The 12,646-nt window shown below is 32.8% G+C and carries 10 protein-coding genes; 6 read left to right on the top strand and 4 right to left on the bottom strand.

Translation table 11 applies throughout. The features are described 5' to 3' along the window. Positions 1-242 precede the first annotated feature (242 nt). Genes H9W84_RS10830 through H9W84_RS10805 form a run of 6 tightly spaced genes read left to right on the top strand, consistent with a single transcriptional unit; the run spans position 243 to position 6,698 of the window. Positions 243-1,196, top strand: a complete 954-nt coding sequence (locus tag H9W84_RS10830; protein WP_065253540.1) for an NAD-dependent epimerase/dehydratase family protein — start codon at positions 243-245, stop codon at positions 1,194-1,196. Then, positions 1,183-2,334: an ATP-grasp domain-containing protein gene (locus tag H9W84_RS10825; protein ID WP_239743803.1), complete on the top strand. Its 1,152-nt coding sequence runs from the start codon at positions 1,183-1,185 to the stop codon at positions 2,332-2,334. Before H9W84_RS10830 ends, H9W84_RS10825 begins: the two co-directional genes overlap by 14 nt. Continuing rightward, complete coding sequence (locus tag H9W84_RS10820) at positions 2,324-3,016, top strand: hypothetical protein (RefSeq protein WP_065253530.1); 693 nt, start codon at positions 2,324-2,326, stop codon at positions 3,014-3,016. Before H9W84_RS10825 ends, H9W84_RS10820 begins: the two co-directional genes overlap by 11 nt. Then, positions 2,988-4,568: a carbamoyltransferase C-terminal domain-containing protein gene (locus tag H9W84_RS10815; RefSeq protein ID WP_239743801.1), complete on the top strand. Its 1,581-nt coding sequence runs from the start codon at positions 2,988-2,990 to the stop codon at positions 4,566-4,568. Before H9W84_RS10820 ends, H9W84_RS10815 begins: the two co-directional genes overlap by 29 nt. Continuing rightward, positions 4,558-5,493, top strand: a complete 936-nt coding sequence (locus tag H9W84_RS10810) for a glycosyltransferase family 2 protein (RefSeq protein WP_065253532.1) — start codon at positions 4,558-4,560, stop codon at positions 5,491-5,493. The genes H9W84_RS10815 and H9W84_RS10810 overlap by 11 nt, the downstream gene beginning before the upstream one ends. 5 nt (positions 5,494-5,498) lie before the next feature. Beyond that, the gene (locus tag H9W84_RS10805; protein WP_156652208.1) at positions 5,499-6,698 is read left to right on the top strand and encodes a radical SAM protein; all 1,200 of its coding nucleotides are present in this window, start codon (positions 5,499-5,501) and stop codon (positions 6,696-6,698) included. Positions 6,699-6,800: 102 nt separating this feature from the next. On the opposite strand, the gene H9W84_RS10800 is transcribed toward H9W84_RS10805, so the two are convergent. Genes H9W84_RS10800 through H9W84_RS10785 form a run of 4 tightly spaced genes read right to left on the bottom strand, consistent with a single transcriptional unit; the run spans position 6,801 to position 12,604 of the window. Further along, complete coding sequence (locus H9W84_RS10800) at positions 6,801-7,382, bottom strand: 4Fe-4S single cluster domain-containing protein (RefSeq protein WP_239743799.1); 582 nt, start codon at positions 7,380-7,382, stop codon at positions 6,801-6,803. A gap of 8 nt (positions 7,383-7,390) precedes the next feature. After that, entirely contained in the window at positions 7,391-9,229 is a 1,839-nt protein-coding gene (locus H9W84_RS10795) for an AAA family ATPase (RefSeq protein ID WP_065253535.1), read from the bottom strand. A gap of 15 nt (positions 9,230-9,244) precedes the next feature. After that, a complete protein-coding gene (locus tag H9W84_RS10790) occupies positions 9,245-10,363 on the bottom strand; it encodes a hypothetical protein (protein ID WP_239743797.1) in 1,119 nt (372 codons plus the stop codon). A gap of 30 nt (positions 10,364-10,393) precedes the next feature. Next, on the bottom strand, positions 10,394-12,604 hold the full coding sequence (locus H9W84_RS10785; protein WP_065253537.1) for a PIN domain-containing protein: 2,211 nt from the start codon (positions 12,602-12,604) through the stop codon (positions 10,394-10,396). Positions 12,605-12,646 lie beyond the last annotated feature (42 nt).

Here is a 12,646-nt window from a genome sequence, read left to right as displayed (position 1 = left end):
TAAAACCAGGACGGTTCAATTGTCGCCTATTGAAGTGTAGAATATCTATTTTCGTTTATTAGACCTGTTAGGCTAAGCTGCCTGGCTCAAGACTTTATATCGTCGACAAAATAGGGGTGATTCAGTGAGTAATTTTTTCTAAGCAGACTCGTTTGAATTCATTGACCAAGTTGCATTCTAACGAAAACAAGTTTGATGTCGAATTTTATTTTCTTAAGATTAGTTTGAGAGATTCATTCAGAATGAATATTTTAATTGCTGGTGGGGCTGGTTTTATTGGTAAAAATCTATGCAAGACTTTATTAGAAAAGAATCATAAAGTAATTTGTGTGGATTGTTTCTTAACTAGTCGAATAGAAGATTTGCATGAATTAATTATCCATCCCAATTTTACTCTAGTAGAGCATAATATCATTGAGCCACTAAAATTAGATACTTATCAAATAAATCAAATTTACCATCTCGCATGTCCTGCTTCTCCCTTACATTACCAGCAAGACGATATATATACATTGGATACAAATTATTTAGGTACAAAAAATCTTCTCGAATTAGCTACTGCATATGATGCTAAGTTTTTATTAGCATCTACTAGCGAAGTTTATGGCGAACCTAAAGTTAATCCACAGCCAGAAGCATATTATGGGAATGTTAGTACATGTGGGCCTCGAGCCTGTTATGATGAGGGGAAGAGAATATCTGAGACACTAACTTTTGCATATGCTAAAAAATATAATTTACAAGTGAGTATAGCAAGAATATTCAATACCTATGGACCAGGGATGCAAATAGATGATGGAAGAGTAATTTGCGAATTTATCACAAAATTATTAAAAAATGAAGCTATCACTATATTTGGTAATGGAGACCAAACAAGAAGTTTTTGTTATATCGATGATTTAGTTAAAGGTTTAATCCTACTAATGAATAGCAATTACTCTAAGCCATTAAATTTAGGAAAAGATGATGAAATAAGTATTTCTAATATCGCTCATGTTGTTCAAGATATTTTGGGAAAGAAATTAAATATTCATTATGTAGAGGCTAGAGAAAATGATCCTCTACAAAGAAAGCCTGATTTAACGCTAGCTCAAAAGCAGTTAAATTGGGTTGCCGAGACTTCATTGCTTGATGGGTTGCATTCAACTATAAACTATTTTGAGGACAGGATGAAATTAAAAAATGTCAAAAAATAAATCAATTATATTAGCAGGAGCTGCTGCCTTAAAAAATATTGATATTTTGGTAAATGATTTTAATAATCATGGCTTAGAGGTGATAGTGATTGAAAATGATGAAATGTTTCAAAATATTGAAGTGCCTAATCAAAGCTTTGTTATTAAGACTCAAGTTATTCCAGTAAAAAGAGATTGTTTTATTATACCCTTAAACGAATACTGGGTAACACAAGCTATTAAAAACAAGGTCGCTAATATTTCTGACAGAGCATTAACAGCTAGTCGCTCTAAAATGATGCTATCTCATTATTTAAAAAAAGCAAACCTCAATTATGTGGATCGTTTTTATCTAGCTTCAGAACATAAGATAGATGATTTGCCTACCGATTTCATTGCAAGACTAGATTCAGCCTATTCTAGTTATGGGATTTTTAGAAATTTTAATGCGAATCTAACTTCAGTTAAGGAAGTTATAGAATTGGTATTAAAAGATAATCGAAGCACTATGAACTTAATATTGGGTGTTGAAGTACCAAAAATCGTTATAGAAGAATATATTGAAGGGCAGGAGTATAGTACAGATATTCTCTTTAGAAATGGCAAAGTAGAAATATTACGAGTCACTCAGAAAATAATTACATGGCACGAGCATAAACCTGTATGTGAAGCTTATGTAACACCTAAATATATATCAGCTCATATTTATGACGCAATTAAGCAATGGTGTTTAGTCCTATTTAATGAATCTGATTATAGTTTTGCACATTTTGATTTTATTGAAAATTCAGAAGGTTTATACCCTTTGGATTTTTCATGCCGTCTAGGTGGAGGTTTGAACTCATTAAAGGATTTTTCTGGTATTCAATGTTATGTTGCTCAAGCTTTACTCGGTAAACCTATAGTATTCACCCCGTTGAGTGTTCAAAAGAATCTTATTACAGAAAAAGAAGGGGAAATAACTCAATTATTTAGTCGATTTAATCCAAAACATCATGTTATTTGGTATAAAAAATTAGGAGATAAATTAGTTAGCAGAATTGGGAGCGCAAATGCTCGGATTGGCGAAGTATGTTTTAAAGCCACGTCTATATCACAAGCGAAAAGATATTGCGAAGATATTGATAGTCAGTGGAGTATTATAATTAATGGAGTATAAAGAAATTGAACTACTTTACCAGTGTTTAACAAATCTAGATTTTAGCATAGAAAAGAATAATCTAGTAAATAGATTAGAAGAATTAGACGATTTAGATGATATTTTGCCCATTGATCAGGATATTGATGATTGTTTATGGCATATTGTTCCTCAATTAGTTTTTTGGCTATCTGACACAGAAAACCGTTTGTCTCAATTTAAATCTTATAAAACGATATATACCGTTAATAAAACTTTTATTTTTATTAACCCTATCTATATTTGTATACTAGAAAAATTAAAAATTGAGTTGAAATCATTAAATTTCGAATTAGAAGAAGTGAAAGATATTTTGTTTACTGAGAGATTGTCGTATATTCTATATGGCGGATATCCTTGGCATTCAGCTTATCTGTCTGCCAATAGATATTTAAATTTAATCAATCATACTGCTAAAATTTTAATTATTTCCAATGCCACTGCTAAAAATATTAAAGATCTTATACATTATAAAAACCAAAATCGTTCTTTACTAGCTGAACCCATTAGAATTAATAAAGAATTAATAAAGCAGCCAATGGATGGCTTAATTCAAGCTTTTCATTGTCCTGATATTATTGAAAATACTAGGCAGTTGTTAGCATTAGGATTAATTCAAAGAAACGAGGTAATTTATGACGATAAAAATTATTGGCGTTCATAGTGGTCATGATGCTTCAGCATGTTTACTAATCGATAATTGTGTTGTTGCAACAATAAGCAAAGAGCGACTTACTAGAATTAAACATGATTCTGGAGAACCTGTAGAGTGTATTGCATATTTGCTTGGGAAATTCAATCTCTCTTCGAAAGATATAGATTTAGTTGTGCGTAGTCAATGGCATGATGCTTCGGAAATAAACGATGCCTATTACGACATATTTGATAATGTTATCGTAACGTACAAGCATCATTTTCTTCATGCATATAGTGCTAGTATTATGGCTAAAAGTGCTGAAGCGATTATCTTAGTGAATGATGGTAGAGGTTGTCGCCCTCAAGACAATGATGATTATAGATACGAAAACGAAGATTACTTTGAAACGGAATCTGTCTATTACTACCATAAGGGGCATATTACTCCCTTAGAAAAAATTTATAAGAAATACTTGAAGAATCAAGAACAAATAGGCAATTTTATAGACAGTATTGGCTATGCTTATAGATTAGTAAGTAGAATGATATTTAAGTCAGACCATGCTGCAGGTAAAGTTATGGCTTTAGCAGCACTTGGATCTGACAACCCTGATATTCCAGAAACTTTTCTTAGCGAAGACCCTAGTCAGACTGTTGTTAATCCAGCATGGTTAAATTTTATTAAAATTTGCTCAGCGGCAATTGACTGGGATTGGCATCAACTTCTTGCTAGACAAATCGCCTTTAAATTGCAATTATCATTAGAAAATTATTTCTCCTTTCGTTCTATTAAACTTATAGAAAAATACCGTTTGCCTCATCTTTTATTAGGTGGCGGTGTAGCATTAAATTGTAAAAGTAACGGTTTAATCGCAAATATACCCGTCGTACATACAATGGGAGTATTTCCAGCAAGTGGAGATGATGGGCTGTCAGTAGGAGCTGCTATTTGGCAATTAAGAGAAAAATTTGGTAATTTTAAGCCTATTACTTACCATATAAGCCAAGGTTTTAATTATGATGTTAAAAATTCTGTTAGTGAAAAAACTGTTAATCGAATAGTAGAGCTTTTAAATCAAGAAAATATCATAGCAATTCACAATAAAGGTTCAGAATTTGGGCCAAGAGCTTTAGGATATCGCTCTATTTTAGCTGTCGCCACCAATCTTCAAGTCAAAAATTATTTAAATATAAATGTCAAAAGACGTGAAATTTTTAGACCTTTCGGCGGAATCATATTAAGAAGAAATTTAGAAAAACTTACTTCAGATAAATTAGCTAGTGATTATATGCTTTCAGCTGTTCATGTTAATCCAGAGATAACAAAAGAATATCCAGCATTAGTACATATTGATAATACAGCTCGTATTCAAGTGATAGATGAGGATTCTAGCTTACTTTACAAAATCTTGGAACAATATGAATATCTGACTAATAATTTTATTCTTATCAATACCTCATTTAATGGTAAGGACGAACCTATAGTAGAAACTCCTGAGAATGCAAGGGAATGTGCCAAATCGATAGGCATAAAGTATTTATACATAAATAATCATCTTGAGGTTATTAATGAACAATAATCTACAAATAATCAGTTACCTTAGACAAGATGAATTACTTACTCAAGAACTTGTGGATATTGGAAATATATTAGTTACAGTTTATCCTAAACTCACAATGAGTTTATATTGTGAAACTATTCAAAATTATAGTTATTTGAAACCACAATTTATAATTAATCAGCAGATTTTTACAGGTACGAAATACATTAAGTTATTAGATGCATTAGCAAAGACTGAAGCAGATTACTTATTAAGCTTAGATAATGATATAGCTGCAGATAATGCGGCTATTACAAATATGGTTAACGAGTTCATAGCCAACAAATATGCTATAGGATGGGGTAAAATATATAGTAGAGAAGTGAATAATTTTGTCTCACAGTTAGTTATGGTAGATAAGCTGTTATCACATAATTTTCTAAGACCTACATTATGGAAATTGGGCATTGGGATTACTATTCCTGGTCAGTGTTTTGTGATTAAAGTGAATGCGTTTAAAGATAAATTAAATAATATTGATACATACCTAGATGATTTATCTGTCGGAATTTATAGTGCTCAAAATCATCTAAATTATCTATTTAGCAAACAAGTAGTTGCTTATGAGTTACCTTCATATAGTCTAAGTGGGCTTGCTAACCAGAGAAGAAGATGGGCAACTGGATATTCTCAATTATTAGAAAAAACAAAACCAAATACCAAGGAAAAAAAATTATTATTAATTCACGCATTTAGTTATCATATTATTCCTATTTTATATTGGGTTTTGTTGTTAATATTGGCGACGAATAAATTTGTAATTTTTATATTATTAGTATTGATAGTCGGTGTCATACTGACGTTTTTTAAACCTAAATATATTTTATCCGCAATATTGTATCAATTGATTTTTCCTGTTTTTCATTTTATTTGGTTAAAACAAGTTATAAAGGAATTGCTGTGATTTTAATGCCAGAAACTGAGTTAAAAATTGAAATCTTAACTAGAGGTGTCAATTTTAGTAAAGCCGCTTTATTGTTGGCTTCCCAATTTAATGCTAAAGGTCAAAATCTTGTCTATAATGCACCTAAAGGTTATATAGCTGGTCGTCCACAAGAATTATTTCTAACTTTTGACAATTATACGACCGTTGTTTCCTGTGTATCATCACATGGACTATCAGAACCTGTACTTATCGATGTTAATAGTTATGGTCAATTATTCTGTACGATTACAGATGAAGTGGTATATAAAGACGTTCTTATAGAATTCGTTCCAGAACCTGATTACTATAATAGAAAAACATCAGATGGTGATTTCGCTAAAAAATATATTTCAGCATGTGGTTATGATGAACTAAACATTATTCCTTGGAAAGGGTGTTTAATATCGAGTATTTGTAAATTCTGTGGGGCAAATAATGTAGCTATTCAGAATCCATCAGATGCATTGCATGCATCTCATATAGCTAAGGATAATCATCCTTGGATTAATGTGCGAGATAATTATTTGAAAAATTTAACCGAATCAATAAGATTTGCCTTAGATTCTAGTTGTTATGATGAGCATATGCACGTTATTTTAATTTCAGGTAATTTACCCAATAATCAACTTGATTTACAATCAGATATATATGCAGATATTGCTGCTACTATTCATCCCCTACTTAAAGATAGAGCTACTGAAGGGCTTATAGCCGTCATATCGCCTCCACATGACGTCAAACGTTTACAACTTCTGAAGGATTCAGGTATTGAGATTGTTGTTTTCAATTTAGAAGTTGCTAATGACCCGTGGTTTACAAAATACTGTCCTGGCAAAAGTAAGTTAGGTAGAGATTTCTTTATAGAACGTTTAAAGCAATCTGTTGATATTTTTGGATATGGGAAATCATGGACAAATTTCGTTTTAGGTTTAGAGCCTGTGAATAAACTATTAAGTGTCTGTCAAGACCTAGCTCGGTTTGGTATTGTCTCAAGTGCAAATGTATTACATTTGGATGAAGGAAATCGTCTGGATTGTGTACCACCAACTAAACAGCAAGTCATTGATTTTTTTTATGAACTATCATTAATTAATGAGCAACATAATTTTTCGGCATTTTATTGTTCTAAAGCATTACGCACTAGCCTTTCTAATGAATTTCAAGATAAAAGGTATATCCTTTAAACATAATTTACATATTATCTGCCTCCAATATTTTTGGATGTTTCAGACACTAATATTGATGGAAGTAAAGACTATACTACTAATATGAACTATTGTTGAAGATCATATTTTAAGTATAAAAGGTAAACCATTTCCCGAAATATGACCATTAGAATATATCCGCCATTCATTAGTTGCTTTTAGTGGCATAGTTTCAATTTCCTTATTATATCGATTGGATAGATAGTGGAATATTTGATTTTTAGAACCTACCCAGTTTCTTCGTTGATCAATTTGATTAATTTCAAACTCACCATCTATCAATACATCTGTATGTCTTAATAGATTAGTACTGCCTTTAAAATTTTTTTCAACTATATCAGCCAAGATATAGCCTGTAAAAGTTATCACTGATAGTCCCATTTTTTGACAGCTAGACGCCACCATACTCAATCCTTCAGCTTGTATAAATGGTTCGCCACCTAACAACGTAATGCCTTCTATATTATATTTGGTTTGGTTATATTCTATTCGCTCAATGATTTCTTCTATGGTTTTAATTGTAGCTGGCTTAATTTTAAGAAATTCTGCATTACAACATCCCGAACAACGTTTTAAACATCCTTGTGTCCAAATAGCGGTTCTTAAACCTGGTCCTTCGGCTTCTGTCGCATCGATAATTTTGGCAATGTTCAACCAAGTCATATTTTTCCCTATATAATATCAAAATCAAACTGTTTGCCGGCTTGAATAATCTGAATAGTCTGATTTTTAAGTTTCTCAGGTCTGCTAATATTTACAAATAAGAAGTCCGCTAATGGGTCAAATAACTTTTGAGTAAGTATGTTCAGAATCCCTCGTCCCCCATGTTGTTTATTTACACTATTTACAATGGTTTGAAGAGCTTTATCCTCATCTTCAAAGACCAATGCTTTTATTTGCCATTTTTCTTTAAGTCGAGTCTCTAATGGTCTTAATTTAGCACGAGCAATTTCTTTTAGAATTTCATCATTTTGCATAAAATTAAAGGGAATGATATTAGCTTCACCAATACGCCCTAATAGCTCAGGACGTTTTAATTCATTTCTAAAGTGATTTTGCACCGCAGTTTTGAAATCTTCATGAACTTGTTCAATATTAGAAGGTAGGATCTCACTTGCTCCAATGTTTGAGGTAAATACGATAAATGTATCAGAAAATGATACAGTTTCACCTTTACCATCTGTTAGACGTCCATCTTCTAAAATCTGTAAAAATTTATCCAATATTCTAGGATGAGCTTTTTCAATTTCATCAAACAACAACAGAGAAAACGGACGGGCTTTAACCGAATTCGTAAGTTGTCCGCCTTGCTCAAAACCAACATAACCTGGGGGTGCACCAACTAGCCGTTGGTCAGCGTGTTCATGATTAAATTCTGACATATCAAAACGAATACAAGCATCTTCATCACCAAATAAAAATTGTGCTAAGGATTTTGCAAGCTCGGTTTTACCTACACCTGTTGGTCCAACGAAAAACAAAGCACCTTTCGGCGTTTTTGCTTTGGATGAATGTTGCAACCCAGATAGTCCTGTATAAGCTCTAATTAGAACTTTATAGACTGCTTCAATAGCATGTTCTTGACCTTTAACACGATATCCTAATGTTTTTTTAATAGCCTCTAGCTTTTGATGATTAAGTTGTTCCCAAGGCGATTGGCGTTTGCCAAATTTGTATAAAGATACCAGATTATTAATATTGGAAACCTGCTGTTCTTGACGAGATAAACGAGCTAAATTATAAATATCACGAATTGTCAATCCATCGGTTTGAGTAACTATTTCACTCAATAACTGATGTTGTACTCTAAAATCCTCATCTAAAGAAAAAATATGCCCTAACTCTAACAAAGCTTGCTCTCTTTCTTTGATCGAAGGTAATGAGATAGTAATTTCACTAAATAAGGGATTATTTAAATAAAGCGAAGGTGGCAAAACGCTTGTACCTGAGCATAAAAAAATCAAAATACTTTGTGGTTTATCAATTTCATGCGACCCCATACTAAGTTGAGCATCTCGGATTGTTTTTGAGATTTGCTGTAACCAAGCTCTTTCTGCTTCTGTTAGGCTGTTTGCTTGACCAAATAGATAATTTGACCAGTCAATAATAAAAGCCACTTTACGTTTTGGGTCAGCTATCACTTTTTCTGTTACAGCAAAGAAATCTTTTGGGGTGAGTTCCGTTTTACCTGTTACTTGAAGGCTAGTTGCTGGCTCAAAATCTCCCATATCATAATCATCACCAACTACTGCTTCGGATTGTAAGCCTACTGCTTGCAAATTATCCCATTCGCTTGGACTAACACCTGATATTCCACCAACACGAGAATAGAAAACAGCGTGCTGATAGCCCTTTTTAAGCAATGTTTCATTGATAACCATATTTAAAGGTTCTGGTTTATTGTTCGCCGAAAAAGCTAAATCGACAATATTGCCAGAAATGATAATCGCTCTTCTCAATAATATTTGACGTTCAAAATTTTCCAACCATGGATTAATATAATTACTCATGTCGTTTCCTAATTTTTATTGTCCACTTTTGGCATTCAAAGGTGTAATTGGCTTCATGTCTTGTTGTTCGTCATCCGGGTTAGACCAAATCACTCTTTCTTCTGAGAGATTAACCCCATAAATCTCTTCCAATTTTGGCAAAACTTGCTTCATATCTTCCTGGCAGGTTTGCCCTCGATAATTATCAAACTCGTATCGCATTTTTCCATCAAGTTCAATCTTAAATTTCGCTTGGTTGCCAGAAGGACGATGAGCTTGAATAATAACTACATCTTCATCATCATTTTTGACTAATTTCGGATTTAGCACACTAAATCCAGCTTGTTTGAGTGAAGCATAGACGGCTTTTACCATTTCTTTGCGAATACTTTCATCAATTAATGCTTTATCAGTTTCCTGCATCAATGATTGCAAGGTTGAAAAAGATAAATTAGGATCTAAGATAGCATTTTGTAGTTGAGATTTAAGTTCAGCACTTTGCCTTTCTGGCAAATTTTCTTGTTGAATATCCTCTGCCAATTCCTCTACCATTTTTTTAGTAGCTTCTTGTTGAGAATGGTCTTTTATAGATTGACGTTTTTTTTCAGCTTTAGCTTCATACTGAACTTTAATGTGGTTAAGTTCAGAAATTAACTGTTGCTTAGTGTAATTGTTAGCCGAATCAAACAATCGCTGTTTTAATGTACTTAATTCTTGCATAGCTAAATTGCGAGAAAGTTTGTCTGTCCAAGTTTCCAAACTTTCTTGCCACATTTGTTGTAGATTCTGTTGGTGTTGTTGCTTTTCTTCAGATTCTCTTCGTTGCTTCTCTTGTTGCTCAAAACGTTGAGTTTCAACTGAGATATTTCTTAAATCCCTCGCCATGCTTGGTAAAGCATAGATTTCTTGACCAATTTGCATACTTATATTTCTTGCTCTAAACGCATCTTTAGAAAGATAAGCCCTAGCACTCCTAATTGCAGTGCGTACTTCGGCCATTTCTACTGATACAAATTCTTCTAAGCCTTGATCTTGTAAGTTATTAAGTAGTTGTTCATACCGTTCTAAATAATTTTCGGTGGTCGCCCTTACTCTATTTTGGGCAATTTCCCTTTCTCGTTGTAAGCGGTAACGTCTTTCATGAATAGCACTCATACTCAGCATCCTTTCTAATGGCTTATTATTTTATGCAACAGGCTTTGATTGTGTAGGAATATGTATTGATTTCGCCTTAAGATTTAAATTGTTATCGGCACAATAAAACGTCACATCATTTAAACGATGGTATAAAGCTACGGTTAAAATAAGCTCATCATTACTTAAATCTTTTCCGTTGTCTTTGATGTAACTTCTTAAATTTTCATGGCTAGGCTCAATAAAGACCTTTTCGTTGGAAATTTCACCAATTATTCTACTAGCTTGTCTTGCTTGTTTAGCTTTTTCACTATTACCATTATCATCTATTTTTAGGGCATCTAGTTCATCAATTACTATCCTAGGTATCACAATATTACTATTTTCGGCAAGAGCTTTCAGAGTATCACTATATCTCATGACATAACTCGTATCAAAGACGGCGACTTTTCTATTATCCGCTTGAACAGGGGCAAAATTGTGTTGAATTTGAGTTTGTAAACTTGATAAAAGTTTAAATTGCTCAGTAAATTCTTCAACTTTACTTAAAACAGAAAATTTATTAGTAATATCTTTAAATAATCTTAACCAAGATTCGACTAGCTGTATACTAGTTAAATTAAGACTATCTGTAGGCAAAATATTGATAACAAGGCTTTTCTTGATTTTTTCGAGATTTAATTGTTTGGTTAATTTGCTATTAACCTCGGAAAAAGGCTTTAAGTCATCATCAAATGATGTATTATAAAGTTTGGCGTTCATTAAGCCTTCTTTAATAAGCACTTCTTTAAGTGATACAGATAGCCAGTTTTCCTCCATAATCACTTGTTTACCAAAAATTTCTTTAAATTCCTGAAGTTCTTTAATTGAAGATAGCTTTCCAATCCGTTGCATTAAATCGGTATCAAGTCTAATAGGTTTACTACTAAATTTCTTTAGCAACTTATTAAAGTTTAAAAAAGCTCCCATCGTTAGTTCCGGCAATTCACTAATAATAATATCTTCTGTTAGAAAGCTTCCTGCAAACGCTAAAATAGGAATGGCATTGTTTTCATCTCTACGCCCTAGGCTAATTAGATGGTCTTTCAACTTTTCCCAATAATACGAGTCTTTTTGTTTAATATTTAAGCCGATTTGGTGTGATTGTTTAGCAAAATAAATAGTCGTATTACCTTCTTTAACAATTGAAGCTTGATTATTGGTATCAACATAAAGCTTATCGAATGCTTTAATTACCTTTTCACTCGGTTTTTGTGGGTTAAAAAGATTGTCTAGAAAATTAATAGTTTCTGGTGGAGAAAATTTAGCTTTAAAATTGCTATGGGTAGGAATAGTCAATAAGTGTCCCTTTAATGTGACTTCATCTGTCTCTGCGAGCACTATTTGTAAGTTATTCGCATTTGGAAATGCACTTTCATCGTGATATACAATTAGTTTAGGTTTGGTAACTGTGATATTATCGCCTAATAAGGCAACGTCTTCGACTGTCTGCCAGTTTATATCACCTAATTCTTCACTATCCAGTGAAAAGTGTGGAGCTAGAATTGAATTCCACACCAATTCTGAGTCAGCGGTATCGAGCCATTGTTGAAGCTTTGCACCGTTTTCACTATTCGATATTTCTATAGCAAGATTGCCATTTCCATCTATTCCCATCTGCCCTTTAATTGCCTGCCATTTCGTCGTTTCAACCTGTACCGCAATATTACTAATATTAGTTTTTGCGGTTTTCCAAGGCAGTAGCTTTTCATCTGCTTGATTAAGGTATTCTTGAGTTAAGTCTTCAATGGCTTTAATATTTATAGGAAAAAGACGTTCTGGTAAGGCTTTTGTTTTATCTTTCAGACTAGTCATCCAGTTTTTTTCCCTCTTGACTAAAGTCTGTGATAATGGATTAAAATGACTTCCAATAGACTCTTTTTTGGTCTTGCCAGGCATTTCTTGCTTATAGTACATCTCTCGACCTAATGCGGTAGCAGAGAGCTCTGAAGCTCTTTTTGTTAGTACATCACCTGACATATGCTCTAGCATTTCATTGTCTAATAAATTTTGAATGGTATGTTCAATTATAAACGGACTTATTTTAAGTTTTTCTGCAATAGCTAGTAACGGTTGCTGGGTGAGTTGAGGTTCTGCTTCTAAAATAAGATTAAGGATTAGCCCTTCAAATGCTGTCGGTTTTCTTACTGACTGATAGCTAATAATAGACTCAATTTCATAGACAGGTAGGTAAATATCAAGATTTTTATTTAAAAATTTCATACTATGCTGACACCGTATCTGGTTTGTATTCTAATGCTTGGG

Origin of the sequence: Moraxella tetraodonis, from assembly GCF_022359095.1 — a bacterium.
GTDB classification, from domain to species: Bacteria; Pseudomonadota; Gammaproteobacteria; order Pseudomonadales; family Moraxellaceae; genus Faucicola; species Faucicola tetraodonis.
The sequence above is the reverse complement of the archived record's forward strand: the minus strand, read 5'-3'. Positions and strand labels throughout refer to the sequence as shown.

Bases quoted from the DNA above. Each gene is read 5' to 3' on its own strand.
- H9W84_RS10800 (WP_239743799.1), bottom strand. From the start codon at position 7,382: ATGACTTGGTTGAACATTGCCAAAATTATCGATGCGACAGAAGCCGAA.
- H9W84_RS10815 (WP_239743801.1), top strand. From the start codon at position 2,988: ATGACGATAAAAATTATTGGCGTTCATAGTGGTCATGATGCTTCAGCA.
- H9W84_RS10790 (WP_239743797.1), bottom strand. From the start codon at position 10,363: ATGAGTGCTATTCATGAAAGACGTTACCGCTTACAACGAGAAAGGGAA.
- H9W84_RS10830 (WP_065253540.1), top strand. From the start codon at position 243: ATGAATATTTTAATTGCTGGTGGGGCTGGTTTTATTGGTAAAAATCTA.
- H9W84_RS10795 (WP_065253535.1), bottom strand. From the start codon at position 9,229: ATGAGTAATTATATTAATCCATGGTTGGAAAATTTTGAACGTCAAATA.
- H9W84_RS10810 (WP_065253532.1), top strand. From the start codon at position 4,558: ATGAACAATAATCTACAAATAATCAGTTACCTTAGACAAGATGAATTA.
- H9W84_RS10825 (WP_239743803.1), top strand. From the start codon at position 1,183: ATGTCAAAAAATAAATCAATTATATTAGCAGGAGCTGCTGCCTTAAAA.
- H9W84_RS10820 (WP_065253530.1), top strand. From the start codon at position 2,324: ATGGAGTATAAAGAAATTGAACTACTTTACCAGTGTTTAACAAATCTA.
- H9W84_RS10785 (WP_065253537.1), bottom strand. From the start codon at position 12,604: ATGAAATTTTTAAATAAAAATCTTGATATTTACCTACCTGTCTATGAA.
- H9W84_RS10805 (WP_156652208.1), top strand. From the start codon at position 5,499: ATGCCAGAAACTGAGTTAAAAATTGAAATCTTAACTAGAGGTGTCAAT.